Source organism: Leisingera sp. UBA4491 (genome assembly GCF_002388965.1).
Classification (GTDB): Bacteria; Pseudomonadota; Alphaproteobacteria; order Rhodobacterales; family Rhodobacteraceae; genus Leisingera; species Leisingera aquaemixtae.
Genome location: NZ_DGNN01000026.1, coordinates 456,294 through 482,943, shown reverse-complemented (window position 1 = coordinate 482,943; position 26,650 = coordinate 456,294). Strand labels below are relative to the sequence as shown.

Annotated in this window: 29 protein-coding genes; 16 read left to right on the top strand and 13 right to left on the bottom strand. The window is 65.1% G+C overall.

Annotated features, from left to right (window positions below):
* Nucleotides 1–103: 103 nt before the first annotated feature.
* The 3 genes from B2P87_RS15925 to B2P87_RS15915 all read right to left on the bottom strand — a co-directional run bounded on the left by B2P87_RS15925 (nt 104) and on the right by B2P87_RS15915 (nt 2,717).
* Entirely contained in the window at nt 104–658 is a 555-nt protein-coding gene (locus B2P87_RS15925) for a sugar O-acetyltransferase (protein ID WP_141890120.1), read from the bottom strand.
* Nucleotides 659–942: 284 nt separating this feature from the next.
* On the bottom strand, nt 943–1,698 hold the full coding sequence (locus B2P87_RS15920) for an SDR family NAD(P)-dependent oxidoreductase (RefSeq protein ID WP_141890121.1): 756 nt from the start codon (nt 1,696–1,698) through the stop codon (nt 943–945).
* Between the two features lie 101 nt (nt 1,699–1,799).
* Nucleotides 1,800–2,717, bottom strand: a complete 918-nt coding sequence (locus B2P87_RS15915) for a GNAT family N-acetyltransferase (RefSeq protein WP_141890122.1) — start codon at nt 2,715–2,717, stop codon at nt 1,800–1,802.
* Between the two features lie 45 nt (nt 2,718–2,762).
* Between B2P87_RS15915 and B2P87_RS15910 the strand changes: the two genes are divergently transcribed.
* On the top strand, nt 2,763–2,900 hold the full coding sequence (locus B2P87_RS15910; RefSeq protein WP_167510245.1) for a hypothetical protein: 138 nt from the start codon (nt 2,763–2,765) through the stop codon (nt 2,898–2,900).
* 416 nt (nt 2,901–3,316) lie between these two features.
* Here B2P87_RS15910 and tyrS read toward each other — a convergent pair whose 3' ends face one another.
* The gene (gene tyrS, locus B2P87_RS15905) at nt 3,317–4,573 is read right to left on the bottom strand and encodes a tyrosine--tRNA ligase (RefSeq protein ID WP_141890123.1); all 1,257 of its coding nucleotides are present in this window, start codon (nt 4,571–4,573) and stop codon (nt 3,317–3,319) included.
* A 143-nt stretch (nt 4,574–4,716) separates the two neighbouring features.
* Between tyrS and B2P87_RS15900 the strand changes: the two genes are divergently transcribed.
* Nucleotides 4,717–5,826, top strand: a complete 1,110-nt coding sequence (locus B2P87_RS15900; RefSeq protein ID WP_141890124.1) for an anhydro-N-acetylmuramic acid kinase — start codon at nt 4,717–4,719, stop codon at nt 5,824–5,826.
* A gap of 66 nt (nt 5,827–5,892) precedes the next feature.
* Here the strand turns inward: B2P87_RS15900 and B2P87_RS15895 are convergent, their stop codons facing one another.
* Nucleotides 5,893–6,312 carry a cupin domain-containing protein gene (locus B2P87_RS15895; RefSeq protein WP_141890125.1) on the bottom strand — a complete coding sequence of 140 codons (420 nt, stop codon included), beginning with the start codon at nt 6,310–6,312 and terminating at the stop codon, nt 5,893–5,895.
* A 57-nt stretch (nt 6,313–6,369) separates the two neighbouring features.
* Here B2P87_RS15895 and B2P87_RS15890 point away from each other — a divergent pair, with 57 nt between their 5' ends.
* Nucleotides 6,370–7,788, top strand: a complete 1,419-nt coding sequence (locus tag B2P87_RS15890) for a protein adenylyltransferase SelO (protein ID WP_141890126.1) — start codon at nt 6,370–6,372, stop codon at nt 7,786–7,788.
* Nucleotides 7,789–7,948: 160 nt separating this feature from the next.
* The gene (locus B2P87_RS15885; RefSeq protein ID WP_141890127.1) at nt 7,949–8,653 is read left to right on the top strand and encodes an endonuclease/exonuclease/phosphatase family protein; all 705 of its coding nucleotides are present in this window, start codon (nt 7,949–7,951) and stop codon (nt 8,651–8,653) included.
* Between the two features lie 258 nt (nt 8,654–8,911).
* Here B2P87_RS15885 and B2P87_RS15880 read toward each other — a convergent pair whose 3' ends face one another.
* Nucleotides 8,912–10,228, bottom strand: coding sequence for a DEAD/DEAH box helicase (locus B2P87_RS15880; protein WP_244940794.1), 1,317 nt, complete (start codon nt 10,226–10,228; stop codon nt 8,912–8,914).
* Nucleotides 10,229–10,578: 350 nt separating this feature from the next.
* Here B2P87_RS15880 and B2P87_RS15875 point away from each other — a divergent pair, with 350 nt between their 5' ends.
* The 4 genes from B2P87_RS15875 (at nt 10,579) to B2P87_RS15860 (ending at nt 13,909) form a co-directional block, all read left to right on the top strand.
* A complete protein-coding gene (locus tag B2P87_RS15875; RefSeq protein ID WP_058288073.1) occupies nt 10,579–10,992 on the top strand; it encodes a Fur family transcriptional regulator in 414 nt (137 codons plus the stop codon).
* A gap of 167 nt (nt 10,993–11,159) precedes the next feature.
* Entirely contained in the window at nt 11,160–12,053 is an 894-nt protein-coding gene (locus B2P87_RS15870; protein WP_141890128.1) for a DMT family transporter, read from the top strand.
* A 174-nt stretch (nt 12,054–12,227) separates the two neighbouring features.
* Nucleotides 12,228–13,502 (top strand): phosphopyruvate hydratase, encoded by a 1,275-nt coding sequence (gene eno, locus B2P87_RS15865; protein ID WP_008555765.1) that lies wholly within the window; start codon nt 12,228–12,230, stop codon nt 13,500–13,502.
* Between the two features lie 242 nt (nt 13,503–13,744).
* On the top strand, nt 13,745–13,909 hold the full coding sequence (locus B2P87_RS15860) for a hypothetical protein (RefSeq protein ID WP_167510246.1): 165 nt from the start codon (nt 13,745–13,747) through the stop codon (nt 13,907–13,909).
* Nucleotides 13,910–14,356: 447 nt separating this feature from the next.
* Here the strand turns inward: B2P87_RS15860 and B2P87_RS15855 are convergent, their stop codons facing one another.
* The 4 genes from B2P87_RS15855 to mazG form a co-directional block, all read right to left on the bottom strand.
* The gene (locus B2P87_RS15855) at nt 14,357–14,632 is read right to left on the bottom strand and encodes a glycine zipper 2TM domain-containing protein (protein ID WP_058288076.1); all 276 of its coding nucleotides are present in this window, start codon (nt 14,630–14,632) and stop codon (nt 14,357–14,359) included.
* Nucleotides 14,633–14,840: 208 nt separating this feature from the next.
* The gene (locus tag B2P87_RS15850) at nt 14,841–15,290 is read right to left on the bottom strand and encodes a GNAT family N-acetyltransferase (RefSeq protein WP_141890129.1); all 450 of its coding nucleotides are present in this window, start codon (nt 15,288–15,290) and stop codon (nt 14,841–14,843) included.
* On the bottom strand, nt 15,287–16,228 hold the full coding sequence (locus B2P87_RS15845; RefSeq protein WP_058288078.1) for a nucleoside hydrolase: 942 nt from the start codon (nt 16,226–16,228) through the stop codon (nt 15,287–15,289). Before B2P87_RS15845 ends, B2P87_RS15850 begins: the two co-directional genes overlap by 4 nt.
* A 178-nt stretch (nt 16,229–16,406) precedes the next feature.
* Nucleotides 16,407–17,222: a nucleoside triphosphate pyrophosphohydrolase gene (gene mazG / locus B2P87_RS15840; protein WP_141890130.1), complete on the bottom strand. Its 816-nt coding sequence runs from the start codon at nt 17,220–17,222 to the stop codon at nt 16,407–16,409.
* 63 nt (nt 17,223–17,285) lie between these two features.
* On the opposite strand from mazG, the gene B2P87_RS15835 reads away from it, so the two are divergent.
* The 5 genes from B2P87_RS15835 (at nt 17,286) to B2P87_RS15815 (ending at nt 21,827) form a co-directional block, all read left to right on the top strand.
* The gene (locus B2P87_RS15835; protein ID WP_141890131.1) at nt 17,286–18,452 is read left to right on the top strand and encodes a M20 aminoacylase family protein; all 1,167 of its coding nucleotides are present in this window, start codon (nt 17,286–17,288) and stop codon (nt 18,450–18,452) included.
* Nucleotides 18,453–18,530: 78 nt separating this feature from the next.
* Complete coding sequence (gene speB / locus B2P87_RS15830) at nt 18,531–19,499, top strand: agmatinase (protein ID WP_141890132.1); 969 nt, start codon at nt 18,531–18,533, stop codon at nt 19,497–19,499.
* The gene (gene speB / locus B2P87_RS15825) at nt 19,492–20,439 is read left to right on the top strand and encodes an agmatinase (protein ID WP_141890133.1); all 948 of its coding nucleotides are present in this window, start codon (nt 19,492–19,494) and stop codon (nt 20,437–20,439) included. Before speB (B2P87_RS15830) ends, speB (B2P87_RS15825) begins: the two co-directional genes overlap by 8 nt.
* An 85-nt stretch (nt 20,440–20,524) precedes the next feature.
* Entirely contained in the window at nt 20,525–20,953 is a 429-nt protein-coding gene (locus tag B2P87_RS15820; RefSeq protein ID WP_411352931.1) for a DUF1499 domain-containing protein, read from the top strand.
* 334 nt (nt 20,954–21,287) lie between these two features.
* Nucleotides 21,288–21,827 (top strand): hypothetical protein, encoded by a 540-nt coding sequence (locus B2P87_RS15815; protein WP_141890134.1) that lies wholly within the window; start codon nt 21,288–21,290, stop codon nt 21,825–21,827.
* Between the two features lie 123 nt (nt 21,828–21,950).
* Here the strand turns inward: B2P87_RS15815 and B2P87_RS15810 are convergent, their stop codons facing one another.
* Entirely contained in the window at nt 21,951–22,247 is a 297-nt protein-coding gene (locus B2P87_RS15810; RefSeq protein WP_141890135.1) for a hypothetical protein, read from the bottom strand.
* A 60-nt stretch (nt 22,248–22,307) separates the two neighbouring features.
* Between B2P87_RS15810 and prfA the strand changes: the two genes are divergently transcribed.
* The 3 genes from prfA to B2P87_RS15795 all read left to right on the top strand — a co-directional run bounded on the left by prfA (nt 22,308) and on the right by B2P87_RS15795 (nt 25,115).
* Complete coding sequence (gene prfA / locus B2P87_RS15805) at nt 22,308–23,363, top strand: peptide chain release factor 1 (RefSeq protein ID WP_141890136.1); 1,056 nt, start codon at nt 22,308–22,310, stop codon at nt 23,361–23,363.
* Between the two features lie 2 nt (nt 23,364–23,365).
* Nucleotides 23,366–24,217, top strand: coding sequence for a peptide chain release factor N(5)-glutamine methyltransferase (gene prmC / locus B2P87_RS15800; protein ID WP_208764530.1), 852 nt, complete (start codon nt 23,366–23,368; stop codon nt 24,215–24,217).
* A 214-nt stretch (nt 24,218–24,431) separates the two neighbouring features.
* The gene (locus tag B2P87_RS15795; protein WP_058288087.1) at nt 24,432–25,115 is read left to right on the top strand and encodes a DUF4167 domain-containing protein; all 684 of its coding nucleotides are present in this window, start codon (nt 24,432–24,434) and stop codon (nt 25,113–25,115) included.
* Nucleotides 25,116–25,221: 106 nt separating this feature from the next.
* Here B2P87_RS15795 and B2P87_RS15790 read toward each other — a convergent pair whose 3' ends face one another.
* Complete coding sequence (locus tag B2P87_RS15790) at nt 25,222–25,803, bottom strand: GNAT family N-acetyltransferase (protein ID WP_286852893.1); 582 nt, start codon at nt 25,801–25,803, stop codon at nt 25,222–25,224.
* A gap of 55 nt (nt 25,804–25,858) precedes the next feature.
* On the bottom strand, nt 25,859–26,644 hold the full coding sequence (locus B2P87_RS15785; protein WP_141890138.1) for a pyridoxine 5'-phosphate synthase: 786 nt from the start codon (nt 26,642–26,644) through the stop codon (nt 25,859–25,861).
* Nucleotides 26,645–26,650 lie beyond the last annotated feature (6 nt).

The following is a 26,650-nucleotide window of genomic DNA, read 5'->3' as shown; positions in this document are numbered from 1 at the left end:
CGCGCGCGAAACATTTGGTCAAAGTTGCTGCCGTAAAACTTTGGAATTCATCAAGAAATGTGAATTTAGGGTAAGGGCGGCGGGCGCTGGGTTTACCGTTTGATTACGGGTGCCGGGGGCGGGCCGGATTGCCGGTGACGGTCTGGCCCGCGGCGACGTGTTTGGTCACCACAGCGCCTGCGCCGACGATGGCGCCGTCGCCTATGGTGACGCCGGGCAGGATGATTGCGCCGCCGCCGATCCAGACGTCTGCGCCGAGGGTGACTGGGCATGCGATTTCGAGGCCCTTCGCCCGTAAGCCTCTGTCTGTGTGGTGCTGGGCGCAGTAGATCTGCACGTTCGGCCCCAGCATGGTGCGGTCGCCGATGGTCACGGGCGCGGTGTCCAGGGTGGTGCAGCCCGCGTTCATGTAGACGTCGTTTCCAAGGGTGATGTGGATGCCGTAGGCGCAGTGGAAGGGCGCCTCGATCAGGCAGTTTTCGCCTTGGGCGGCAAAGGGTTTGGCCAAGGCTGGGCTGAGCTGTTCCGCAGGATCAGGGGGCGCCCCATTGTGCTGGTGCACCGCTACCCGGGCCTGATGGCGCAACGCTGACAGTTCGCTGTCCCGGCAACAGTACCACTCACCCGCCTGCATTTTCTGCCGTTCTGACTTGGTCATGGGGGGCCTCCTTGCCGCGAGTGAAGGGTGGGCGGCAGGGATTGTCAATTGCCCGGGGAGCTCCCGCGCCCGCAGGTGCCTTGGCTGCGCCAAGGCGCCTTTGTGCGGCCTTGGGCCGCGCACCGCTGGCGCGGTGTGAAGGGGATTGGCTGAGAAGCGCTTCAGGGGCAGGTTTGCCCTGAAGACGCGTTTTCGAGTGTGTGATCCGCTGCTTGCGCGTCAAGGGTGAACCGTGCTGCGCACGGCGGCTGTGCCGCCCTTGACCCGCAACCAGCGGCGGGGCGTCAGCGCATGCGCAGAGCGCCGTCGATGCGGATCACCTCGCCGTTGAGGTAGCCCATTTCGACGATGAAACCTGCGAGGCGGCCGTATTCGCGCGGATCGCCCAGGCGGGCGGGGTTGGGGACGTCTGCCGCCAGCTGCTGCTGCACTTCTTCCGGCAGGCCCGCCAGCATCGGGGTCATGAAGATGCCCGGCGCGATGGTCATCACCCGGATGCCGGAAGACGCCAGATCGCGCGCCATCGGCAGGCACATGCCGGCAACCCCGCCTTTGGAGGCGGCATAGGCGGCCTGGCCCTTTTGCCCGTCAAAGGCCGCGATGGAGGCGGTGTTGATGATCACGCCGCGGGCGTTGTCATCATCGGGCGTGTTCTTGGCGATTTCCACGGCGGCGAGGCGGGCGACGTTGAAGGTGCCGACCAGGTTGATGTCGATGGTGCGCTTGTAGGCATCGAGCGGGTGCGCGCCCTCCTTGCCCACGGTCTTGGCGCCGATGGCGATGCCCGCGCAGTTCACGCAAGCGGTGATCTTGCCCATCTTTTCCGCCGCATGGGCGATGGCGGCAGAGACCGACTCTTCGCTGGTCACATCGGTCTGGGCGAAATGCCCGCCGATTTCTTCTGCCACCTGGGGGCCGCGCTCCGCATCGCGGTCGAGGATGGTGACCTGGGCGCCTTGTTCGGCGAAATAGCGCGCGGTGGCCTCACCCAGGCCGGATGCGCCGCCGGTGATCACGGCTGCGGTATCTGCAAGTTTCATGAGCGGGGCTCCTCCCGGTTATCTGAACATGCGTTCATATAATGGGTTTGCCCCCGGCCTGTCCAGCGGGACGGGGCGTCGCGGCAGCGGCAGTGCGGATGTCAGCCTGCCATCAGGCGCCGGTCGAGCCGTGCCAGCGGGCGCAGCAGGCGGCCGAGCGGCGGCCAGAGGCCCCAGGTGCCGCCCAGCCGGTGCAGTCTGGCGCCGGTGCCGAGCTTGAACCGGGCCAGGCCGGGGGCGTCCTCGGTATTGATGAGGCCCAGATCCAGGCGGCAGATGCCTTTTGAGGCAAGCCAGCTGGCGGCCTCCCACAGCAGGAGCGTATGGGCGCTGAGCTGTTTGCCGCGCCGGGTGGTGTGGGCGATGTGGTAGGTGGCGGTGCTGCCGTGGGTGAGGATCAGGATGGCGGCGGCGGGGTCCTTGCCCTCAAAGGCCTGAAAGAGTTTCGCCTGCCCCTTATTTTCGCGCGCATAGGCGAGGGTGAGGCCAATGGGCCAGCTGCGGTAACCGCGCATCGTTTGCTGTTGCGCGTCGGCCTGAAACAGCCAGTGGCGCACGTCGTGCGGCAGGTTCTGGCGGGTGAGGCGGAGGGCCTGCGCCTCGCCGTGTTTCAGCCGGTTGCGCCATTTCTGATGCAGGGCGGCGCGGCGCTGGTCCGGATCGCCGGTCAGATCCCAAAGCGCAGCATGGGCTGGCGTGGCCAGCGGCACCGCGCCGAGGCGGGCGAGATGCGGCGCCGGGGCCTCTGGCGACAGGATCAGCGGGGTGCGGCCCAGGCCTTGGCCGCGCAGCGCGGCCATCAGCGGGGCGGGGTTGCCGAGGTCCGCCCGGTTCACCATCGCCAGCCGCAGCCCGCCGGGCAGGCGGCGCTGCAGCACCAGCGTGCCGTCCAGCACCAGCGGCTCCTGGCCGCAGGCCATCAGCGCGCGGGCAAACTCCGGCGATTGCTGGAGGGCGCGGAGCTGCGGGCGGGCGGTTGCCGCGGCGGGCAAGTCGGGATCGGGGGCGCTGTCGAACATGGCCCCATTAACGCGCTGGAAACCTAAATCAGGGTTAATGAACGCATGAAAAAGGCAACACAGATCATGGGGCAGACGGCGGCGGCCCCGCGGATGACCAAGGCAGCGGCGCTGCTGATTGCGATCGGCCTGTCGGTGCCGGTGTTTCTGGTGCTGACGGTGGTGGAGGCGGTGGTGTTCTGAGGCGGCCGGCCGGGCTCCCGCGCCCGCAGGTGCATTGGCTGTGCCACTGCGCCTTTGTGCGGTCTTGGGCATGGCGCCGCTGCGCGGCGCGCTGCTGCGCAGCAAATAGATTGCTGAGAGGCGCTTAAGGTCAAATCTGCCCTTAAACGCCAGTTCCAGTCTATTCCGGCCAGCTCCGCCTCAAGGGTAAACCGTGCTGCGCACGGCCGCTGGCGCGGCCCTTGACCCGGTGCTGGCCTCGGTGCTGGCCTGTTGCGGACCGCAGCCAGGGAAACGCCGCCGCGCCGCGCGGCAGCGCGGCGCCATGCCCAACCATGAAGCTCCATCTTTGATGCAGCTGGAATGGGCGGGAGATCCTGCGGCCAAGAAAAAAGGGAGCGCGAAGGCTCCCTTTCTCCCGTTTCATGCCGAATGGTTCAGCCGTCCAGCCGCACCAGGGCGTGGCGTTTTTTGCCCGCGCTCAGCTTGATCGGCGAGGCCAGCGCGCCCGCGTCGATCATCAGGCCTGCGTCGGTCAGCGGCTGGTCGTCGATCTTGGCGCCATGCTCCGCAATCAGGCGTTTGGCATCCTTGCCGGATTTGGCGAGGCCGGATTTCACGATCAGCTGCACGATCGAAATGCCGTCGCCCAGATCGGCGGGCGACAGGGTCAGGGTGGGCAGGTCATCGCCGACACCGCCCTTCTCGAACACCTCGCGCGCGGTGGCCTCTGCCGCCGCCGCCGCTTCGGCGCCGTGGCACAGGGTGGTCACCTCATTGGCGAGGATCACCTTGGCGGCGTTGATCTCCGATCCTGCCAGCGCGCCCAGACGCTCGCATTCCGCCACCGGCAGCTCAGTATAGAGCTTCAGGAACCGGCCCACGTCTGCATCGGTGGTGTTGCGCCAGAACTGCCAGAACTCATAAGGCGACCGCATCTCCGCATTGAGCCAGATCGCGCCTTCGGCGGTCTTGCCCATCTTCTTGCCGTCCGAGGTGGTCAAGAGCGGCGAGGTGAGGCCATAGACCTCATGGTCGATCACCCGGCGGGTCAGGTCGATGCCGTTGACGATATTGCCCCACTGGTCCGAGCCGCCCATCTGCAGGATGCAGCCGTAGCGGCGGTTCAGCTCCATGAAGTCGTAGGCCTGAAGGATCATGTAGTTGAATTCGAGGAAGCTGAGCGACTGCTCGCGGTCGAGACGCGATTTCACGCTTTCGAACGACAGCATCCGGTTCACCGAGAAATGGCGGCCGATGTCGCGCAGGAATTCCAGGTAGTTCAGGCCGTCCAGCCATTCGGCGTTGTTCAGCATCAGCGCCTTGTTCGGCGCGTCGGTGTCATAGTCGATGTAGGCAGAGAATACCTTCTTGATGCCCGCGATATTGTCGTCGATCTGGGCTTCGGTCAGCAGCGGGCGCTCGTCGGCGCGGAAGGAGGGGTCGCCCACCTTGGTGGTGCCGCCGCCCATCAGGGTGATCGGCTGGTGGCCGGTCTTCTGGAACCAGCGCAGCATCATGATCTGGATCAGCGAGCCGACGTGCAGCGACTTCGCGGTGGCGTCAAAGCCGATATAGGCCGGGCGCACACCTTGCAGCAGGGCTTCGTCCAGCCCCTGATAATCGGTGCAGTCCGCGAGGAACCCGCGTTCCATCATGACTGCGACGAAATCCGATTTCGGTGTGTAGGTCATAACATGCCTCGGTCTATGGTTTTGCCCCATGCCCTATAAATCGCATTGACGTGGGTTGGAACCTGTTTTCCCGGCAAAATATGCGCTGTAGTATGCGACACGAACGGGCGGGACGGCCCGGATCCTAGAAAGGGGCAGGGGCCATGAGCAAGGCCATTGGGAAAACGGGCGCGGTCAGGGCGCTTGGCGCGATGAGCGGCACCTCGCTGGATGGGGTGGATGCGGCGGTGGTGATCACCGACGGCGCGCGCATTCACGGGTTTGGCGAGAGCAGTTACCGGGAGTATTCGGCAGAGGAGCGCAGCGTCCTGCGCGCGGGGCTGGGCAAATGGACCGGTCCTGAGGTGGAGGCCGCGGCCGAGGTTTGCGATGCGGCCCATGCGGCGGCGCTGGCGGAGTTCGCGGACGTGGAGATTGTCGGCTTTCACGGCCAGACCCTGGCCCATGCGCCGCGGCTGCGGGGGACCCTGCAGGTGGGCGACGGCGCGGCGCTGGCCGAACATCTGGGCAAGCCGGTGGTCTGGGATTTCCGCAGCGACGATGTGGCGATGGGCGGCGAGGGCGCGCCGCTGGCGCCGTTCTTTCACTTTGCCTGCGCGAAATACATCGGTGCGGAACGGCCCTTATGCTTCCTGAACCTCGGCGGGGTCGGCAACCTGACCTATGTGGATCCGCGGTTCGACCGGCCCGAAGAACCGGGCGCGCTCTTGGCGTTTGACACCGGCCCGGCCAATGCGCCGGTCAATGATCTGGTGCAGGAGCGCTTGGGCATTCCCTGGGACGCGGACGGCAAGGTGGCGCGCTCCGGCACCGTGGAAACCGGCGCGCTGGAGCTGTTTCTGGCTGAGCCCTATTTCGCAAGGATGCCGCCCAAGTCGCTGGACCGGAACGATTTTGCCGAGATGGTCGGGCTGGTCAAGGAGCTGAGCGATGCGGATGCGGCGGCGACCTTGGTCGCCATGTGCGCAGCCGCTGTGACACAGGGCATGGAGCATTGCCCGGAATCGCCGGAGGTCGTGCTGGTCACCGGCGGCGGGCGCCGCAATCCGGTGCTGATGGAGATGCTGCGGGTGTCGCTCGATTGCCCGGTTAAGCCGGTGGAGGATGCTAGGCTCGACGGCGACATGCTGGAGGCGCAGGCCTTTGCCCATCTGGCGGTGCGGGTGGCGCGCGGCCTGCCGACTTCGGCACCCGGCACCACAGGAGTGAGTGCCTGTGTCGGCGGCGGGGTGGTCAGCGTGCCGGATGCGTGAGCGCTGCGGCGGGGCGCAAGAATTTTCTGAAAATTCTTGCCAAATTTCTTTAGAAGAAATTTGCGCTCAGCCGCGCGGGATGTCGAAGCCTGGAGCGGCGAGCTCGAAGCCTTCAAACTGGAATCCCGGCGACACCGTGCAGCTTACCAGCGTGTAGTCCCCGGTGCTGCGGGCGGCCTGCCAGTGGCCTTCCGGCACGATCAGCTGCGGTGCGCCCTTGGCCAGATCCGGGGTCAGCAGGTGGTCCTGCGCCGGGCCTTCGTCCGTTGCCGCCAGCGACAGCACCAGCGGCGCGCCGGCGTGGTAGAGCCAGATCTCAGCCGCATCGACGCGGTGCCAGTGGCTGGCCTCGCCGGTCTTCAAAAGGAAGTAAATACAGGTGCCTGCGGGGCGTCCTTCGTTCCCGGCCCGCCAGGTCTCTCTGTACCAGCCGCCCTCCGGGTGCTGCTGCAGGCCCAGGTGTTCGATGATCTGATCCGCGTCCATGCCTGCTCTCTCCGCTTTCATGCTGGTAAATCTCAATCCCGATCATATGTTTGGGCCATGACACTCAGGATCCCTTTTGACAACACCTACGCCGCTCTGCCGGGGCAGTTCCACTCCAAACTGCCGCCGCAGGCGGTGAAGGCGCCCCGGCTGGTGGCGTTCAACGAGGATCTGGCGCGCATCCTGGGGATCACGCCCGGAGACACGGCGGAGATGGCGGAGGTGTTCGGTGGCAACCGGGTGCCGGACGGCGCCGATCCGCTGGCGCAGCTCTATTCCGGGCATCAGTTCGGCACGTACAACCCGCAGCTTGGCGACGGGCGCGCGATCCTGCTGGGCGAGACCGTCGGCACCGACGGCAAACGCCGCGACATCCAGCTGAAAGGGTCGGGGCGGACGCCCTATTCCCGGGGCGGCGACGGGCGCGCCTGGCTGGGGCCGGTCCTGCGGGAATATGTGGTGAGCGAGGCGATGCACGCGCTTGGCATTCCGACCACCCGGGCACTGGCGGCGGCGGAAACCGGCGAGACCGTCTGGCGCGAGGGCGGCTTGCCCGGTGCGGTGCTGACGCGGGTCGCGGCAAGCCATCTGCGGGTGGGGACGTTCCAGGTGTTCGCCGCCCGCGGCGACAAGGCGAGCCTGCGGCGGCTGACGGACTATGCCATTGCCCGCCATTACCCGGAGGCGGAGGGGCCGATGGGGCTGCTCAGCGCGGTGCGCGATGCGCAGGCGGAGCTGATTGCGGCGTGGATGGCGGTGGGCTTCATCCACGGGGTGATGAACACCGACAACTTCTCGATCTCAGGGGAAACCATCGACTATGGGCCGTGCGCCTTCATGGATGTCTACCATCCGCACACGGTGTTCTCCTCGATCGACCGCGGGCGGCGCTATGCCTATGCCAACCAGCCCTCGATTGCGGTGTGGAACCTGGCGCAGCTGGCAACCGCGCTGATCCAGCAGCTGGACGACCCGCAGGATGGTGTCGAGGCGGCGACGGAGATCGTTCATGCGATGCCTGCGCTGACGGAGGCGGCCTGGCTGCGGCGCTTCCGCGCCAAGCTGGGGATCACCTCGGCGCAGGAGGGCGACCTGGAGCTGGTGACCTCCCTCTTGGGACGGATGGCGGAGAATCAGAGCGATTTCACCAATACCTTCCGGGCTCTGGCGGATGGCACGGCACGGGACCAGTTCACCGATCCGGCGGCTTTTGAGGCCTGGGAGCCGGATTGGAAGGCACGGCTGGAGGGGGAGCCGGACCCGCAAGCGGTGATGCGCCGCGCCAACCCGGCGTTCATCCCGCGCAACCATCGGATCGAGGACATGATCGCAGCCGCGGTGGCAGGGGATTACACCCTGTTCCACCGGCTGAACGATGTGCTGGCCCGCCCTTACGACGACCAGCCGGAGCACGCCGATCTGCAGCGCCCGCCGCTGCCCGAGGAAGTGGTGCAGGCGACCTTCTGCGGCACCTGAGCGCTTGTTCTTCTGGCTGGAAATATCCTCGGGGGTGAATTGAGCCGCAGGCTCAAGAGGGGGCAGACAGCCCCCAGCGCTCCCCCCCTGCGGCCGGATGCCGGTTGTGCTTGGGCCGCATTGTGCGCCACACTTTCGCAAAGTCCCGGAGAGAGAGCAGATGCCGAAGAAACCGCCGCCGGATACCCTGCGTATTGCCACCTACAACATCCAGAAATGTGTCGGTATGGACTTGCGCCGGCGGCCGGAGCGCACCTTGCAGGTGCTGTCCGGGCTGGGCGCCGATGTGGCGGTTCTGCAGGAGGCCGACAAGCGGCTGCCGCCGCGGCCTGCAGCGCTGCCGCATTTCCTGGTCGAGGAGACCGGCTGGCAGGCGGTGGATCTGGGCGGGGCGGGGTCACTGGGGTGGCATGGCAATGCGGTGCTGTTCCGCGACAGCGTGCGGCTGCGGGCCGAGGGCCATATCGCGCTGCCGGGGCTGGAGCCGCGCGGTGCGGTCTGGGCGCTGTTTGAAACAGAGGCGGGGCTGGTCCGGGTGATCGGTGCGCATCTGGGGCTGACGGGGCGCGCCCGGCGCGGGCAGATGCATGCGCTGGCCCGGGCGGCGGAGGCGGATGACGCCGCAGTGGTGCTGGCCGGGGATTTCAACGAATGGTCGCGCTCGCCGGTGCTGGAGCATATCGCCCCGGCGCTGACCTTTCTGCCGCCGAAAGCCAGCTTTCCGGCGCTGCGGCCGCTGGGGGCGCTGGACCGGATCGCCCATTGCCGGCGGCTGGAGGCGGTGGCGCATGGGGTGCATGGCGCGCGGCCGGCGCATATCGCCTCCGACCATTTGCCGGTCTGGGCGGATTTGCGCGCGGTCTGACTGTCAGACTGGCTGATTGTCTCGGAAGGGGAGGTCTCCCGCGCCCGCAGGGGTTTCAGGCTGCGCCTGAAACCCCCTGGCGGCCTTGGGCCGGGCGCTGCTGCGCAGCGCCGAGTGTTTTCTGCTGAGAGGCGCTTAAGGGCAGGATTGCCCTTAAGCGCCATTTCAAGTGTGTGATGTGCTGATCCGCGTCAAGGATGAACAGCGCTGCCGCGCTGCGGCTTTGCCGTCCTTGACCCGGATCAGCACGGGGATCGGTCAGCGCGCGCGCTGTTTCTGGCCGCGGCGCTGGGCGTTTGCGGGGGCCCCGCCCTGCGGTTTGCCCTGGCCGCTGCTGCTGCCGGCGCCGCCACGGCGGCGCTGGCCGCCGGGCTTGCTGCCGCCGCGGCGTCCACCGGGACGTCCGCCCGGTTTGCCGGCGGGCGCTGCCGGGTCAGGCATCGCTTCCCAGGCGCGGCCGGAGGCGACGGGAATGGTGATTTTCATCACCTTCTGGATCGCTTTCAGCTCTTCCATCTCATCCGGGGCGCAGAAGGCGATGGCGGCGCCATCCTTGCCCGCGCGCGCGGTGCGGCCGATGCGGTGCACATACGCGTCGGGCACGTTCGGCAGCTCGTAGTTGTAGACGTGCTTGACGTCCGGGATATCCAGGCCGCGGGCGGCCACGTCGGTGGCAACCAGCACCTTGATGTCGCCGGATTTGAATGCGGCGAGGGCGCGTTCGCGCTGGCCCTGGCTTTTGTTGCCGTGGATCGCGGCGGCGGCAAAGCCTGCCTTGTCCAGCACCTTCATCAGCTTTTCCATGCCGTGTTTGGTGCGCCCGAACACCAGCGCGCGCTCGTGCTTGTGCTCTGCCAGCAATTCCTTCAGCAGGCTCAGCTTTTCGGCCTTGGCGATGAAGTGCACCGACTGGGTGACCTTGTCGGCAGCCTTGCCCGGAGGCGAGACTTCGATGCGGACCGGGCTTTGCAGGTAGGAGTTGGCGATCTCGTTCATCTGCTTGGGCATGGTGGCCGAGAACAGCATGGTCTGGCGTTCGGCGGGCAGCAGCGCCGCAATCTTGCGCAGGGTGTGGATGAAGCCGAGGTCCAGCATCTGGTCGGCCTCGTCCAGCACCAGGAAGTCGCAGGAGCCAAGGTCGAGCGCGCCGCGGTCGAGGATGTCGATCAGGCGGCCCGGGGTGGCGACCAGGATGTCGGTGCCCTTGGCAATGCGGGAGATCTGCGGGTTGATGGAGACGCCGCCAACCACCAGGCCGACCTTCATCGGGGTGCCTTCGGTCAGGCCCTTCAGGGTGTCGGCGATCTGGTTGGCCAGCTCGCGGGTGGGGGCCAGCACCAGGCCGCGCACGGTATTGGCGGCGGGTTTACGGCCGTATTGCATCATCTGCGCGATCAGCGGCACGCCAAAAGCGGCGGTCTTGCCGGTGCCGGTCTGCGCCAGGCCCAGCACGTCCTTGCCGTTCAAGGCATGCGGAATGGCGCGGGCCTGGATCGGGGTGGGGTCATTGAGGCCCATGTCCTGGAGACGGGCGAGGAGCTTTTCAGGAAGCCCCATGGTCGAAAATTCAGTCACGTATCGTCCTTTCACGGCCCTGCGCTCAGCACGGGCCGGATCCGCTGCAGCACAGCGGTGTCTTGCGGGGCAGGGACCTCGGGCGCGCGCTGGCCGGATGCCAGGCCGCTGGCCTCTGCAATCCCCACGCGTGATTTTGGGAATGGCGGCATATCACTAGACCCCGGGTGTTCTGTCACGCACATGCGGTACGGCCGGTATTGGTCTCTGCTCACGCGGCAGGGAGGGATGCCTGTGAGCCAAATGGCTGTGGATAAGCGGTTTGTCAACTGTTGATGCGTGTGAAAAGCCGGTTTTCGGCGCAGGTTGCATCCGTTAAAGAGGAAGCCCAGAAAACCGCGAGGACGCAAATGGCAAAGACGATTATCGCCCGCTGCGAGCGCAAGGGCCTGCGCATGACCGGCCAGCGCCGGGTGATTGCCCAGGTGCTGCAGGACAGCGATGATCACCCGGATGTCGAGGAGCTGTACGCCCGTGCCAGCGCGATGGACGCCGGCATTTCGATCGCCACCGTGTACCGGACGGTGAAGCTGTTTGAGGAGGCGGGCATTCTGGAGCGGCTGGAGTTCGGCGATGGCCGCGCGCGCTATGAGGATGCCGAGCGCGAGCATCACGACCACCTGATCGACATGAACACCGGCGAGGTGATCGAGTTCTGCGATCCGGAGATCGAGGAGCTGCAGGAGCGGATCGCCCGCAAGCTGGGCTATGAGCTGCGCGGCCACAAGCTGGAGCTTTACGGGGTGCCGCGCAAGACGGATTGAGGCGGCGCTGGCGGCCTGCGATGCATGTCGTATCACAAAAGGTGATATGTCTGCTAACGTCTTGTCATGCAGCGGCGCCGGAAACGGAGTTGCCGGGGCGCGGGCGCTGATGTTTTTTGTCCGGACGGTCCGGCACGCAGCCGGTCCGCAAGACAGGACGCGCCTTCATGAACAATCTGCACGGCATTCTGCTGGTCATTGCCTCAATGGCTTTCTTCACGCTTGAGGACATGTTCATCAAGCAGCTGTCGGGCACCTTGCCGGTCGGGCAGATCCTGATCTGCCTGGGGGTTGGCAGCGGGCTGGTCTTTGCGGTGATGGCGCGGATGCAGGGGCATAGCCTGTTTGCGCCGCGCTGCTGGCGGCTGCGGCCTGTCCTGCGGGCATCGACTGAGGCGGTGTCGGCGATGAGCTTTGCCTCGGCGCTGGCGCTGGTGGATATTTCGGTGGTGGCGGCGGTGTTTCAGGCAACGCCGCTGGTGATCACCATGGGGGCGGCGCTGTTTCTGGGCGAGCAGGTCGGCTGGCGGCGCTGGCTGGCGATCTGCGTCGGCTTTGCCGGGGTCTTGCTGATCATCCGGCCGGGGCTGGACAGTTTCGAGCCTGCGGCGCTGCTGGTTGTGATCGCGGTGCTGGGGGTTGCCACGCGGGATCTGATGACGCGGGTGATGGACAGTGCGGTGCCCTCCACCGTTGTTAGTTTTCAGGCGTTTCTGGCGGTGATCCCTGCGGGGCTGCTGCTGCTGGCCTTCACGCCCGGCGAGGTGCAGGTGATGGTGCAGAACGAATACCTGATGATGGCAGGCGGCGTGCTGTTCGGGGTTATGGGCTATTACGGCATCGTGACCGCGACGCGGGTGGGGGATGCCTCGGCGGTGACGCCGTTCCGCTATACCCGGCTGCTGTTCTCGATCCTGGCGGGCGTGCTGGTCTTTGGCGAGCGGCCCGATGCGCTGACCCTGGCGGGGGCTGCGCTGATTATCGGGTCGGGGCTTTACACCTTTGTGCGCGAGCAGCGGCTGGCACGGCGGGCGCGCCGTGCGGCAGCGGCTGCGGCCTGACGTCCCGGCTGGCAGAAATCCTCCGCCCTGTTGGCGCAAACAGCGGTTTGTTAGCCCTAACCTGCCGGATTTAGGCGTGTTAGCGATAACGAGCGTGGTTTACATTTCCGCCGCGGCTGGTATGACGCTGGCAGCAAAACGCGCCGCTTTCAGGCACCACACAAGGATGGACAGATGAGCACCATTATCGACATTCACGCCCGTGAGATCCTCGACAGCCGGGGCAACCCGACGGTTGAGGTCGACGTGATCCTGGAAGACGGCACCATGGGCCGCGCTGCCGTGCCCTCGGGCGCGTCGACCGGCGCCTATGAGGCGGTGGAGAAGCGCGACGGCGACAAGTCCCGCTACATGGGCAAAGGCGTGCTGGAAGCGGTTGCCGCCGTAAACGGCGAGATTGCCGAGGAACTGGTCGGCTTTGACGCCACCGAGCAGGTCGCCGTTGACCAGGCGATGATCGAGCTGGACGGCACCGAGAACAAGGGCCGCCTGGGCGCCAATGCGATCCTGGGTGTTTCCATGGCGGTGGCCAAGGCCGCGGCCGATTTCACCACCCAGCCGCTCTACCGCTATATCGGCGGCACCTCGGCGCGGGTTCTGCCGGTGCCGATGATGAACATCATCAACGGCGGCGAACATGCCGACAACCCGATCGACATCCAGGAATTCATGATCATGCCGGTGGCGGCGGAGAACATCCGCGACGCGGTGCGCATGGGCTCGGAAGTGTTTCACACCCTGAAGAAAGAGCTGTCGGCGGCGGGTCTGTCGACCGGGATCGGCGACGAGGGCGGCTTTGCCCCGAACATCGCCTCTACCCGCGAAGCGCTGGATTTTGTGCTGAAATCCATCGAGAAGGCCGGTTACAAGCCGGGCGAGGAAATCTACCTGGCGCTGGATTGCGCGGCGACCGAATATTACAAGGACGGCAAATACGTGCTGTCCGGCGAGGGCAAGACCCTGTCGTCGGAAGAGAACGTGGCCTATCTGGCGGCGCTGGTGAAAGACTACCCGATCATCTCGATCGAAGACGGCATGTCCGAGGATGACTGGGACGGCTGGAAGGCCCTGACCGACGAACTGGGCGGCAAGGTGCAGCTGGTCGGCGACGACCTGTTCGTGACCAACCCGGCGCGTCTGGCCGAGGGCATTGAGCGCGGCTGCGCCAACTCGATGCTGGTGAAGGTGAACCAGATCGGCTCGCTGACCGAGACCCTGAAGGCCGTCGATATGGCGCATCGCGCGCGCTACACCAACGTGATGTCGCACCGCTCCGGCGAGACCGAGGATGCGACCATTGCCGACCTCGCTGTGGCCACCAACTGCGGCCAGATCAAGACCGGCTCGCTGGCGCGCTCGGACCGGCTGGCGAAGTACAACCAGCTGATCCGCATTGAGGAAGCGCTGGGCGAAGTGGCCGAATACGCGGGCCGTTCGATCCTGAAGTAAGAGCGTTCCGTTTGGACGCTGAAAAGCGCCTCAAACGTTTGTTCGGGGCGCTTTTTTTGGCAGGGGAGCCGAATGTGTCTGACGGCGGTCTCGCGCAAGGCTGGCTCTGGAACGCCGCAAGCGCCGCGGTGCCTCGGGCAGCGGGGGCGCGAAGTCATGACGGGACATTAACACGCATCAAGGACCGCGTTGCCGGAAACAGGCATTCTGGACCCGCACCACCCTTAGCGCAGGAGCCTGATATGACCCCCGTTCGCCTCATTTTGCTTGCTCTGATAAATCTGCCGCTGCTGCTTGCAGCGTGTACGGAGCCCGGCGCCTATCCCGTCAGCGGTGAGGAGTGCGGGCCGGATGATCCGGTGCTGGAGCTTGATGCAGCCGATTGCCCGGCGGGGTCGGCAATCTGATCCGCTTGCCGCGGCAGCTGCCCGCGTCCGGGCCTGAACGGTACAAAGCCGGGAGGGGCGGAAACCCTTCAAAAGCGCGCGTTTTCTGGCTTTTACCTTCCGGAAGCTGCATGTGTGGCCCGGATCACAGACGCTCACGCAGGCGTTACGGTATGGTGATCCTACGCAGCGCAAGGGCGGTGCGGGAAAGGGGAACAGGCCATGAGGACGCGAATTCTGCGCACAGTGGCGATCTGTGCAATTCTTTCGGCAATAATCGGGTGCAGCGGGCCGGGGACTTATCCGTTCACCGGGCAGACCGCCTCGGCGGACGATCCGGTCAAACGGCTGAACCTCGGCGCGGAATTGCGCTGAAACCGGATGCGCGGCCAGACGTCAGGCCGCGTCCGGAGATCTGGCGCCCTGGCGGGGGAGGGCGCCAGATCAAGTTCACTTAACCAGGTTCACTTAACACGGGGCAGTGTAATAGGTGCCGTCGCCGCGGGAATAGGCGCATTGCTTGGTCTGGTTGTTCTGGGCAACCATAGTGCCTGCCGCTGCGCCGCCGAGGGCAGCGATCAGGCGCCAGTCGTCGTCGGCCTTGAGCGCGTCAGCCGCGATCAGGCCGGCTGCGGCGCCGCCTGCCACTCCGGCAACGGTGCGCTGTTCCGGGGTCAGGTTGGTGCAGGCGCCCAGGCCCAGTACGGCGCTGCTTGCGAGAGCAGGAATCCAGCGGAAAGTCATATTCTTCCTCCATTTTCATTGGTCCGGCCGGCCAGTTTAAGGGCCGCAGGTGGCACTATAACTCCCGCGGCTTCCATATGGTTCCGCCATGTTGCGTGATTTTCCGGCTGCGGCGCTAATCCGCCCGCAAGGGGCTGCGGCGGCGGGCTTTTGCCTCAGCCACGGGCGCACCGGAGGCAGGCGCGCCAAACGGCGGCCGGGTGCAGCGCTACAGGGTTTTCGTCATCAGGATGCAGTTCCTGCGCGGCTGGAAGCGGGTGCGCAGATAGAGCCGCTGGGCAGTCTCGTTTTCGCGGTCGACCTCCAGATGCAGGGCGCGCACGCCCGCTGCTGCCAGTGATTTCGGCAGCTCGGTCAGGACCTCGGTGGCGATGCCGCGGCCGCGCACTGCGGGGCGGATGTAGAGTTCATCGACAAACCCGTCCATGCCGCCGAACTCCACCGACCAGCCGAAGGTGATCACGATATAGCCGATCGGCGCGCGGGTGGGGCCGATCAGGTAGACCGCGCCGTAAGGGTGGCCGTTCAGGAGCGGATCAATCCCGGCGCGGCGGTGCGCGTCGCTGCTCTCCAGCCCGGATTCGGCGTGAAAGGCGGCAACCAGCGCCAGCACGGTGTCGAGGTGTTCGGGCTTGGCGAGGTGCAGGGCGGCGCTCATAGGCGGGCCAGCCTTTCAGTCAGGAGGGTGAAAAAGCCGTCGGCGTCGGCGTCGCCGATGAACAGGGCATTGGGTGTGCGGTCCGTGACGCCCCACCAGTCGGCCACCGTCATGCCGAGGGTCAGGCTGGAGGACGTTTCGATTTCCACGTTCACATGGCGGCCGGAGAACAGCTCAGGCTTGAGCAGCCAGGCGATGACGCAGGGGTCATGCAGCGGGCCGCCTTCGGAGCCGTATTTCTCCATGTCGAAGCGCTCGAAGAAGTCGAGCATCTCGGCGGTGAAGCGGCCAACGCGGGTATTGAGGGCGCGGATCGCCTCGACACGCGGTTTGGTGGCCAGCACCTTATGCGTCACATCCAGCGGCATCACGGTGATCGGGGCGCCGGATCTGAACACGATTTCAGCGGCTTCTGGGTCGGCGTAGATGTTGAATTCTGCTGCCGGGGTGATGTTGCCGACTTCGAAATAGGCGCCGCCCATCATCACGATCTCCTGCACCCGCTCGATGATGTCGGGGGCGGTGTTGAAGGCGGCGGCGATATTGGTGAGCGGGCCCAGGGTGCACAGCGTGACGGTGCCCGGCTCCTGCGCGCGCAGGGTGGCGATGATGAAATCCACCCCGTGACCCTCTGCCAGCGGCATCTGCGGCTCCCACAGCTTGGGCCCGTCAAGGCCGGTCTGGCCGTGCACATGCTCTGCCGTGATCAGCGGCCGGGCAAGCGGCGCCTTGCTGCCTGCGTAGACGGGCACATCGGTGCGGCTCGCGGCCTCGCAGGTAATGCGGGCGTTCTTGCTGGTGAGTGGCAGCGGCACATTGCCGGCAACGCAGGTGATACCGAGCAAATCCAGATCCTCTGGACTGGCCAGCGCCAGCAGGATGGCGACCGCATCATCCTGGCCGGGATCTGTGTCGATGATGATTTTCCTGGCGCTCATTGCGGTCTCCGTAAATCGTGAGCCACGAGACTACGCGCAGTTCGGACGGGATTGAACCGCTGGCAGGCGGGCCGGTACAAATCTCCGGAGATTTCCCGCGACGGAAACGTGCGGTCCTCCCGGCGGCAGGGCGCCGGAACTTGAGTATTTATAGAAAGATGAAGCAGAAGGCGCGCGCTCAGGCGCGCTCGTCTGCCTTCACCGCGTCCCAGAGTGCATCCATTTCGGCCAAGTCGCTGTCTTCGGGGCGTTTGCCGCGGGCGGCGAGCTTGGCCTCGACGCCCTCGAACCGGCGGGTGAACTTGGCGTTGGCGGCGCGCAGGGCGGCTTCGGGCTCGACCCCCAGGTGGCGGCCAAGGTTGGCCATCACGAACAAAAGGTCGCCGAATTCCTCCTCGACCTCGGCGTGGGAGAGGGTGTCGCGGGCCTCCACCAGTTCGGCGCATTCTTCGGTGATCTTGGCGATGACATTGGCTGCTGACGGCCAGTCAAACCCGACACGGGCGGCGCGTTTCTGCAGCTTGTAGGCGCGCAGCAGGGCGGGCAGGCCGATGGCGACCCCGTCCAGCGTGCCTTTCTGCGCCTTGCCTGCGCGCTCCGCGGCCTTGATCGCTTCCCAGTCGAGGGTCTGCTGTTCGGCGGATTTCTCGCGGCTTTCCTCCCCGAACACATGCGGGTGGCGGGAGACCATCTTGTCCGACATCGTCCGCACCACGTCCTGAAAGGTGAAGTGGCCGGCCTCCTCAGCCATCCGGGCGTGGAAGACGGATTGGAACAAGAGGTCGCCCAGTTCCCCCTTCAGCTCATCCCAGGCTTCGCGCTCAATCGCGTCTGCGACTTCGTAAGCCTCTTCAATGGTATAGGGGGCGATGCTGACAAAATCCTGTTCGATGTCCCAGGGGCAGCCGGTCTGCGGATCACGGAGCCGCGCCATGATTTCCAGGAGGCGCTCGATGCCCGCGGACTGGTCGTGGATCAGGTCTGTTTCTTGCATTGCGGCTGCTCTTTTTCCGGTGTCAGATGCATCATCCCGAGTCTGGAGCAGGAGTCCACCCCAATGCCCGTTGTGAACCGTATTGCCGATTACGCCGAGGAGATGAAGGCCTGGCGGCGGTATCTGCACCAGATCCCGGAGCTGGCACTGGACCTGCCCAAGACGGCCGCCTTTGTGGCGGAGCGGCTGCGGGAGTTCGGGGTGGATGAGCTGCACGAAGGCATCGCGCAGACCGGCATGGTGGCGATCATCAACGGGCAGGGGGAAGGACCAACGATTGGCTTGCGTGCTGACATGGACGCGCTGCCGATCCCGGAAGAGACAGGGGCGGAATACGCCTCAGGCCATGCGGGCAACATGCATGCCTGCGGCCATGACGGCCATACCGCGATGCTGCTGGGGGCGGCGAAGTACCTGGCGGAGACGCGGAACTTCAAGGGGCGGGTGGCGCTGATCTTTCAGCCTGCGGAGGAAGCCATCGGCGGCGCTCGCATCATGGTCGAGGAAGGCATCATGGAGCGGTTCGATATCGGCGAGGTCTATGCGCTGCACAACGCGCCGGGCCTGCCGGAGGGGCATTTCCTGACCACGCCGGGGGCGCTGATGGCGGCAACGGATGAGTTCCGTATTCATATCAAGGGGGTGGGCGGCCATGCGGCGATGCCGCATGAGACCCGCGATCCGGTGATGGCGGCCTGCGGCATGGCGCAGGCGATCCAGACCATTGTCAGCCGCAACCATCACGCGCTGCAGGATCTGGTGGTCTCTGTCACCCAGATCCACACCGGCACCACCGACAACGTGGTGCCCGATACCGCCTATATCAACGGTACGGTGCGCAGCTTTGATCCTGCCGTGCAGAAGATGGTGATGCGGCGGATGAAGGAGATCGTTGCGGGCCAGGCGGCGAGCTATGGGGTCGAGGCGGAACTGGACTATGAAACCGGCTACCCGGCGACCTACAACGATGCGGAAAAGACTGCCTTTGCGGTGGAGGTCGCCAAGGAGATCTCCGGCGCGGGCAATGTCGAGGCCGAGGGCGGCCGCGAGATGGGGGCGGAGGATTTTGCCTATATGCTTCAGGTGCGCCCCGGATCCTACCTGTTCCTGGGGCAGGGCGAGAGTGCCGGGCTGCATCATCCGAAGTACGATTTCAACGATGACATCGCGCCGGTGGGGGCATCCTTCTTTGCCCGGCTGGTGGAGCGTGCGCAGCCGCTTGGCGGGTGAGGCCCGCCGCAGGTGACAGCGGCCGGCGCAGCCGGTATCTGATCAGAAACGGAAGCCGTATCACAGGGACGCAGAGCCATGGCACTGGAAGACGCGAAACATATGATCGACCACGCCTTCACCCGCGAGGATCTGAAGGGGTTGAGTTTCGAGATCACCTTTGGCGGCGCCACGTCTTTCCTGCGCCGAAAGTACACCAAGGATCTGACCGGCGTGGACATTGCCGTCACCGGCGTGCCCTTTGACCAGGCGGTGACCAACCGGCCCGGCACGCGGCTGGGGCCGCGGGCGATCCGCGAGGCCTCTGCCCTGCAAAGCCCGGATGAGCCCTATGGCTGGCCGCATAAGCCGCTGAGCACGCTGGCGATTGCGGATTACGGCGATCTGGCCTTTGACCATGCCAATGTGCCGGAATTCCCGGCTGCGCTGACGGAGCATATCCGGGGCATTCTGGCCGCGGATACGGCCTCGGTCGTGCTGGGCGGCGATCACTTTATCAGCTTTCCGGTGCTGAAGGCCTATGCGGAGAAGTACGGCCCGATCTCGCTGTTGCAGTTTGACGCCCACACCGACACCTGGCCGGATGACAACATGGAGCGGGTGGATCATGGCACCATGTTCTATAAGGCGGTGAAGACCGGGATCGTGGACCCCGAAACCTCGGTGCAGGTGGGGATCCGCACCACCAATGAGGATACGCTGGGCGTTAATATCATCGACGCCCCCACGGTGCATGAGATCGGCCCGGTGGAGACCGCAAAGCGGATCAAGGAAATCCTGGGGGACCGGCCGACCTATCTGACCTTTGACATCGACTGCCTGGACCCCGCCTATGCGCCCGGCACCGGCACGCCGGTCTGGGGCGGGCTGACCTCGGCGCAGGTGGCGCGCATCCTGCGCGGGATTGCCGGCATCAATATCAAGGGCGGTGACGTGGTGGAGGTCTCTCCCCCCTTTGACACAACCGGTGCAACTGCTATTGCCGGGGCACATGTGGCGACGGAGATCATCTGCCTTCTGGGCTGGAACATGAGAGACAATGACTGACTTCAATCAACCGATCAGCGGAAATGACCTGGCCCGGTTCTCGGGGCCGAACACCTTTATGCGGCTGCCGCAGGCCACCTCGCTGGACGGCTTGGATGTGGCGGTTCTGGGGGTTCCGATGGATATCGGCACCTCCTGGCGGTCCGGAACCCGGTTCGGCCCCAAGCAGATCCGGGCCGAAAGCGCGATGCTGCGGCCCTATAACATGGCCACCGGCGCGGCGCCGTTCGACAGTCTGAACATTGCCGATATAGGCGATCTGGCGATCAACACCTTCTCGCTGCCGGATTCGCTCAGAATCATCCAGGACAGCTATGAGGCGATCCTGTCGGGCGCGGTGATCCCGGTGGCGATGGGCGGCGATCATTCGATCACGCTGCCGATCTTGCGCGCCATTGCCAAGAAATACGGTCCCGTGGCGCTGGTGCATGTGGATGCCCATGCCGATGTGAACGACGAGATGTTCGGCGAGCGCGAGACCCATGGCACCGTGTTCCGCCGCGCCTATGAAGAAGGGCTGATTGTTCCGGATAAGACCTATCAGATCGGCATCCGCGGCACCGGTTATGCCGCCACCGATTTTTCCGAGGCGCAGAGCTGGGGCTTCCAGCATTTCCCGGCGCAGGAATTGTGGAACCGGCCGCTGCACCAGATGGGTGCGGAAATTCGCCGCGATATCGGCAATAGGCCGGTCTATGTGAGCTATGATATTGATAGCCTTGACCCGGCCTATGCGCCGGGCACCGGCACGCCGGAAATCGGCGGGCTGACAACGCCGCAGGCGCTGGAGCTGATCCGCGCGCTGAAGGGGGTCAATATCGTCGGCTGCGACCTGGTGGAGGTGTCGCCGCCTTACGATCCCTCTGGCAACACCGCTTTGGTGGGCGCAAACCTGCTCTATGAGCTGCTGTGCGTGCTGCCGGGCGTGGCAACGAGATAAGCGGTCCGGCCTCACGCAACAGGCCGGGGGAGGGCCGCGCAGGGAGGAGGCAAGGCTTGACCTTGAAACCGCATTGAGGCGGCTGATGCTGCTGGGCTGGCTGCTGCTGGCCGCCGTTGTCGCCGGGCTGGGGTTCATCCGCCTGGCGCCAAGCGATCCGCTGGACTGGAACACCCAGCCGGAGTTCACCGAGGACAAGGAGTTCCGCGGCGGCGTGTTCCGGGTGGTCAGAACCGGGCCGGACGGGCTGGAGCGGTTCCACCGCATCGCCAGCCATGCCCCGCGCACCAGCGTGCTGGCGGGCGGGCCGGACGACGGGATGGTGACCTATATCACCCGCACCCAGGTGCTGGGCTTTCCCGATTACACCACCGCGGCGCAGGACGGCGATCTTCTGAAGGTCTATGCCAGGCTGCGGTTCGGCCGCTCCGATCTGGGTGCCAACAGGGAGCGGATCAACGGCTGGCTGGCGGAGATGGACGGCGCCTCGCAGGAAGCCTCCGCCGGGCAATAGCGGCGCGGGGCGCTCCCGCCTGCTCGCGGGCTTTTGAAAAAGCCCCTCGCAGTTGGGCCGGGCGCCGCGCTGGGCGCGGCGCGGGCTCTTCCGCCTCTGGCGGCAGAGCCTGTGGGTTTTGCTGAGAGGCTCTTCAGGGGGGGCAGCGCGTGAAGACGCCATACAGGTTGTGTTAGTTTTTGCCGCGTCAAGGGCAAGCCGCGCTGAAGCGCGGTGGCTGCGCCACCCTTGACCCGGTAAAGAGACAGTACAAGAGTGACTCTTGGGCATCCAAAGGCAGGTGATTTTTGAAAGTGTTGAGCAGAAAAGATTTCTCTAGCAAGGGAAGACTGACTTGAAGAAACTGTTCTTTGCGCTCAACGTCCTAATGATCTTTCTGCCCGTGCACGCAAGTGCGAAAGAGCCATTGCAAATAAGCGTGCACGGTGTGCCGCCTAAGTTCTTCGAGTATCTTTGGCGGCACGATGCCGAGGCAAATAAATTTGATCAGGGGGGAGCTTGGGTTTCCGATCAAGACGCGGACATAATTGTTATAGTTCTATCAAGTTTGGAAGATGAGCATTTTATTCCCCCGAATTTTCAAACGGAGTATACAAATGCTCTGGCTTTGTCAGGGGCACCGTTCGTCAGGGTACAGGCGGGATACTATGATGGATCAACAGATCGCGCCGTGATATTCGTCGCTATGGATTCACTCAATGAGAAGCTGGACAGGAAGCAGTTGGCACCTCCGCCAGATTCTGCCTCTAGGCCGGGTTACGTGACATGCTTCACCGCCGGTTGGGTGAACAGGCAGTACAGCCCTGCCGAAAAAAGGAAAAACTATGATGAACTTTCGAGGATTTGCCATTCTTGGGTAGGTTTAGGGCAATAGCTGCTGCCTGTTGCGGGCAATTGAATTTTGAAGCTCAATAATACTCGTACAAGCGTCCGTTTAGGGATGCTTACCTGAACATCTACCCTTCTTGAAGGGCGGATAAGAAGATTGGAAAAGGTCTCAGAGTTGTGGCAGCACATTTTGAATGCGCGAACTCTGTACATCCCCAAGCGACGCCGACAGGCAGCTGCTTTGCACCTCGCGCCACATCGGCACGTTCAGCGACATCTGGCATTGCGCCATGAACATGCGGCCGTCGACTTGCAGGCAGCGCAGCTCTCCCAGTTCCACGCGGGCGCCGGATTTGTCGGTGCAATAGCAGTCGATGGTCTTGCCGCCTGGCCCCTCCACGTCCGCCAGTCCCAGCTCAGGCAGGGTGAGGAGGATTGTGGCAATAAGGACTCTGGCATGTCGCATGGCTCTAGCATATCACATGGGGGTCACTTGGCCAAAACATGAACAACAATAGGCGCGCCCATGGTTCCCGAAGAACGGCTGGAACAGATCCTGCAGCGGTTTCAGTATCTTGAAGCCGCAATGGCAGATGGCGCCGGCGGCGGGGACATTGCGGCACTAGCCAAGGAATATTCCGACCTGCGCCCGGTGGCGGAGCAGGTGACGGCCTACCGCAAGCTGCTAAGCGATCTGCATGAGGCCGAGCTGATGCTGGCGGATCCGGATATGAAGGATCTGGCAGCGGAAGAGATTCCGGCGCTGAAGGCGGCGATCCCGGAGGCCGAGCATGCGCTGCAGCTGGCCTTGCTGCCCAAGGACGCCGCCGACAGCCGTCCGGCGATGCTGGAGATCCGTCCCGGCACGGGGGGCGATGAGGCGGCCTTGTTCGCGGGCGATTTGCTGCGCATGTACCAGCGCTATGCCGAAGGGCAGGGCTGGAAATTCGACATCATCGAAGAGCAGATGACCGAACTGGGCGGCATCAAGGAAGTGGTCGCGCATATCAAGGGCGAAAATGTTTTTGCCCGGCTGAAATACGAATCCGGTGTGCACCGGGTGCAGCGGGTGCCCGCGACCGAGAGCGGCGGGCGCATCCATACGTCGGCGGCGACAGTGGCGGTGCTGCCGGAGGCGGAGGATGTGGACATTCACATCGACGCCAACGACATCCGCATCGACACTATGCGGGCCTCGGGCGCAGGCGGGCAGCATGTGAACACCACCGACTCGGCGGTGCGGATCACCCACCTGCCGACGGGGCTTATCGTGACCTCGTCTGAAAAGTCCCAGCACCGCAACCGCGAGATTGCCATGCAGGTGCTGAAGACCCGGCTTTATGACATGGAACGGCAGCGGATCGACAGCGAACGCTCGGCGGACCGGGCGAGCCAGGTGGGCTCGGGCGACCGCTCGGAGCGGATCCGCACCTACAACTTTCCGCAAGGCAGGATGACCGACCACCGCATCAACCTGACGCTTTACAAGCTGGATCAGGTGATGGGCGGCGATCTGGATGAGATTATCGACGCGCTGACGGCGGACAATCAGGCCCGGCTGCTGGCCGAGATGGGGCAGTGAGCATGGCAGAGACCGCGGCACAGGCGATGGCGGCTGCAACGGCGCGGCTGCGGGCGGCAGGGGTGCCGGATCCGGCGCGGGATGCACGGGTGCTGCTGGCCCATGCGGCCCGCATCGAGGCCAGCCGGGTGACGCTGATCGCGCCGGAGGAGCTGGCGCCGGAGGTGGCCGAGCGCTATGAGCAGCTGATTGCGCTGCGGGCGGTGCGGGTGCCGGTCTCGCATCTGATCGGCGAGCGGGAGTTTTACGGCCGCCGCTTCAAGGTGTCGCGCGATGTTCTGGACCCGCGGCCCGAGACCGAGATACTGGTCGAGGCGGCGCTGGCAGAGCCTTACAGCCGGGTTCTGGACCTTGGCGTCGGCTCCGGCTGCATTCTGGTGACGCTTCTGGCCGAGCGGCAGGAGGCGACCGGGCTGGGGGTGGATATCAGCGAGGCGGCCTGTCTGCAGGCCAGCGCCAATGCGGTGCTGCACCGGGTTCAGGCGCGGGCCGATATCCGGCAATCCGACTGGTTTGAGGCGGTTGAAGGACAGTTCGACCTGATCGTCTCGAACCCGCCCTATATTGCGCTGGACGAGATGGAAGGCCTGTCGGCGGAGGTGCGCGGGCATGAGCCCGGTATTGCGCTGACCGATGGCGGCGACGGGCTGGGGGCCTACCGGCGGATCGCCGCGCAAGTGGCCGGGCATCTGGCGCCAGGCGGACGGGTTCTGCTGGAAATCGGGCCGTCGCAAGGCCAGGCGGTCAGCGCGCTGCTGGAAGAGGCCGGTCTGAGCGGCATTGCCGTGCTGCAGGATCTGGACGGGCGCGACCGGGTGGTGCGGGCGCATTCCAGCGTAAAGAGCGGCGTTTGACACGGAAATTCGCGAATTCGAAAGAAAAAACACAGAAAATACCATTGTGCCCCTTGTCTGGGGCTGCGGAAAATGGTTACTCAGAAGGAGCCGCTTTAGGAGAAAGCTCTCGAAGCCTTCCCGCGGCATCAAGCCCAAAAAAGCTTATGATCCGGCGTTGAGGCGCGCACGATATGGGTCTACGGCGCATTAACTCAAGGCTTACGTTAGGCATATGAGATCGTCCAAATCACGTTCACGTTCCAAGTCGAACCGGAACCGTCCCAATGGCGCCAATGTTGTCAACCGCGTGTTCGACAGCTCCGGTCCCGAAGGCAAGGTGCGCGGAACGCCCCAGCAGATCATCGACAAATACAATCAACTGGCCCGCGATGCGCAGCTGAGCAATGACCGGGTTGCCGCTGAGAACTTTCAGCAGCACGCCGAGCATTACCTGCGCATGCTGAATGAAGCACAGCGCGAGATCGAGGCGCGCCGCGAGGAGCAGGAGCGGCAGAACCGCGAACGCCAGGCCGAGCGCGACCGCGAGCGGGCCGAACGGCTGGAGCGCCAGGAGCGTGAGGCCGCATCGGCTGCTCCGTCGGCAGACCCGGCCGGCAGCCCGCAGCCCGAGGTGATCGACCCGCGCGGCGATAACGGCAACGGCGCTGACAGCGGTCTTGTCGAAACACCGGAAAGCCAGTCGGCACCTTCGGATGCTGCGGCTGAGGCCGCGCCGAAAAAGGCCCCGGCCCGCAAGCCGCGGACCCGCAAGCCGGCATCCAAAGGGGATGACACGGCAGAGGCCAGCGACGGCGGCGGCGATGCGGAGGCAAAACCCGCGCCGAAGAAAACCAGCCGCCCGCGCGCGAAGCCGAAGCCCAAGACCGAAGACGGCCCGGCTGAAGCTGCTGAATAAGCGGCGCAAAACCAGAACAGCGAAGGACCCCCGGTGCCGATGGCGCCAGGGGTCTTTGTTTTGGTGAGCGGCTGTTGCGGGAGAAATCCCAGGTTTGCAGCTTGGGCTACCAGTAGTCCGGGTTGTTCAGGGCCTCGATGCAGGATGACGGGCCGCGCAGGGGCGCAAGCTCTGCGCCGCTGAGCGGTTGCGCCAGCCATCCCTCCGGGAAACGCAGCGGCACGGGGGCCGCGGCCTGCGCCTCGGTTATCTGGCGGAACCCGGTCTTGCCGTAATAGGCGGGATCGCCGTAGGTGACGGCAACGTCCACGCCGTGTTCGCGGATCCTGCTCAGCCCGTGTTTTAGCAGCGCCTGCCCGATCCCCTGCCTTTGCCGGCTGGGCGATACGGCAACCGGCGACAGGAGGAAGACCGTGCGGCTGTCCTGATCGTAGCGCAGCCGGGAGAACATGATGCAGCCGATAAGCGTGCTGCCGTCCCAGGCCGAAAAGACAAACAGGTCCTGATCCGGCGTTTTGGCGAAGATATCGCGGACCAGGCCCGCGATCAGGCCGCCTTCGGCTTCGCCCTCCGACGCGGTAAAGGCCGCACGGAAAAGACCGATGATTTCGCGGGTGTGGCCGCGGTATTCTGACAAAAACTCCATCCGCCGCTCCTGCACCTGCTGGCTGGCTGTTGCAGGCAGCATAAGGCAGCCGGGGGGCGGGCCGTCAAGATCCGCACCGGCTTGGACTGCCGGGCGGTTACGCCGCGTGGCCCAGCACCCGCAGGTAGCGGCGGACCGCCTCCGGAAAGCCCAGCATGAGCGCATCTGCGGTGATCGCGTGGCCGATGGAGACTTCGGCCAGATCCGGGATGGCCTGGCGCAGGGCGGGCAGGTTGTCCACGGTCAGGTCGTGGCCGGCATTCATCATCAGCGCAGTGCTGGCGCCCGCCGTGCCAAGCTGGCGGGCGGCGTCTGCTGTAGCCTTGATCCTGGCCAGTTCCCGGCCGGTGGCGTCCGGGCTGGTCTGATCGGCGTAAGGCCCGGTGTAGAATTCGATCCGGTCCGCGCCTGCCTGCTGCGCCAGCGCGGGGTCCGCCGGGTTGGCGTCCACGAAATAGGAGACCCGGATGCCCGCGGCCTTGAACTCCTGCGCGACGGGCAAAAGCATCCCGCCATCGGCGGCAAAGTCCCAGCCGTGGTCGGAGGTGGACTGTTCGGGCGTGTCGGGCACCAGCGTCACCTGATGCGGTTTGTTCTCCAGCACCAGGTCGATGAAATGGCGGGTCGGGTAGCCTTCGATGTTGAATTCCGCCTGCGGGAACTCCTCTGCGATCAGACGGGAGAGGTCCGGCAGGTCCGAAAACCGGATATGGCGCTCATCCGGGCGCGGATGCACGGTGATGCCATGGGCGCCGGCCTGCAGGATGGCGCGGGCGATGTCGGTCAGGTTGGGCCAGGGCACCTCGCGCCGGTTGCGCAGATAGGCAACCGCGTTGACGTTCACGGACAGCAGGGTCGGGCGGGAGGAAACCGGTTGGGTCATCGGGGA

Coding starts and splice junctions, on each gene's coding strand:
- B2P87_RS15925 (WP_141890120.1), bottom strand. CDS start 658: ATGACCAAGTCAGAACGGCAGAAAATGCAGGCGGGTGAGTGGTACTGT.
- B2P87_RS15920 (WP_141890121.1), bottom strand. CDS start 1,698: ATGAAACTTGCAGATACCGCAGCCGTGATCACCGGCGGCGCATCCGGC.
- B2P87_RS15915 (WP_141890122.1), bottom strand. CDS start 2,717: ATGTTCGACAGCGCCCCCGATCCCGACTTGCCCGCCGCGGCAACCGCC.
- B2P87_RS15910 (WP_167510245.1), top strand. CDS start 2,763: ATGAAAAAGGCAACACAGATCATGGGGCAGACGGCGGCGGCCCCGCGG.
- tyrS (WP_141890123.1), bottom strand. CDS start 4,573: ATGACCTACACACCGAAATCGGATTTCGTCGCAGTCATGATGGAACGC.
- B2P87_RS15900 (WP_141890124.1), top strand. CDS start 4,717: ATGAGCAAGGCCATTGGGAAAACGGGCGCGGTCAGGGCGCTTGGCGCG.
- B2P87_RS15895 (WP_141890125.1), bottom strand. CDS start 6,312: ATGGACGCGGATCAGATCATCGAACACCTGGGCCTGCAGCAGCACCCG.
- B2P87_RS15890 (WP_141890126.1), top strand. CDS start 6,370: ATGACACTCAGGATCCCTTTTGACAACACCTACGCCGCTCTGCCGGGG.
- B2P87_RS15885 (WP_141890127.1), top strand. CDS start 7,949: ATGCCGAAGAAACCGCCGCCGGATACCCTGCGTATTGCCACCTACAAC.
- B2P87_RS15875 (WP_058288073.1), top strand. CDS start 10,579: ATGGCAAAGACGATTATCGCCCGCTGCGAGCGCAAGGGCCTGCGCATG.
- B2P87_RS15870 (WP_141890128.1), top strand. CDS start 11,160: ATGAACAATCTGCACGGCATTCTGCTGGTCATTGCCTCAATGGCTTTC.
- eno (WP_008555765.1), top strand. CDS start 12,228: ATGAGCACCATTATCGACATTCACGCCCGTGAGATCCTCGACAGCCGG.
- B2P87_RS15860 (WP_167510246.1), top strand. CDS start 13,745: ATGACCCCCGTTCGCCTCATTTTGCTTGCTCTGATAAATCTGCCGCTG.
- B2P87_RS15855 (WP_058288076.1), bottom strand. CDS start 14,632: ATGACTTTCCGCTGGATTCCTGCTCTCGCAAGCAGCGCCGTACTGGGC.
- B2P87_RS15850 (WP_141890129.1), bottom strand. CDS start 15,290: ATGAGCGCCGCCCTGCACCTCGCCAAGCCCGAACACCTCGACACCGTG.
- B2P87_RS15845 (WP_058288078.1), bottom strand. CDS start 16,228: ATGAGCGCCAGGAAAATCATCATCGACACAGATCCCGGCCAGGATGAT.
- mazG (WP_141890130.1), bottom strand. CDS start 17,222: ATGCAAGAAACAGACCTGATCCACGACCAGTCCGCGGGCATCGAGCGC.
- B2P87_RS15835 (WP_141890131.1), top strand. CDS start 17,286: ATGCCCGTTGTGAACCGTATTGCCGATTACGCCGAGGAGATGAAGGCC.
- speB (WP_141890132.1), top strand. CDS start 18,531: ATGGCACTGGAAGACGCGAAACATATGATCGACCACGCCTTCACCCGC.
- speB (WP_141890133.1), top strand. CDS start 19,492: ATGACTGACTTCAATCAACCGATCAGCGGAAATGACCTGGCCCGGTTC.
- B2P87_RS15820 (WP_411352931.1), top strand. CDS start 20,525: ATGCTGCTGGGCTGGCTGCTGCTGGCCGCCGTTGTCGCCGGGCTGGGG.
- B2P87_RS15810 (WP_141890135.1), bottom strand. CDS start 22,247: ATGCGACATGCCAGAGTCCTTATTGCCACAATCCTCCTCACCCTGCCT.
- prfA (WP_141890136.1), top strand. CDS start 22,308: ATGGTTCCCGAAGAACGGCTGGAACAGATCCTGCAGCGGTTTCAGTAT.
- prmC (WP_208764530.1), top strand. CDS start 23,366: ATGGCAGAGACCGCGGCACAGGCGATGGCGGCTGCAACGGCGCGGCTG.
- B2P87_RS15795 (WP_058288087.1), top strand. CDS start 24,432: ATGAGATCGTCCAAATCACGTTCACGTTCCAAGTCGAACCGGAACCGT.
- B2P87_RS15790 (WP_286852893.1), bottom strand. CDS start 25,803: ATGCTGCCTGCAACAGCCAGCCAGCAGGTGCAGGAGCGGCGGATGGAG.
- B2P87_RS15785 (WP_141890138.1), bottom strand. CDS start 26,644: ATGACCCAACCGGTTTCCTCCCGCCCGACCCTGCTGTCCGTGAACGTC.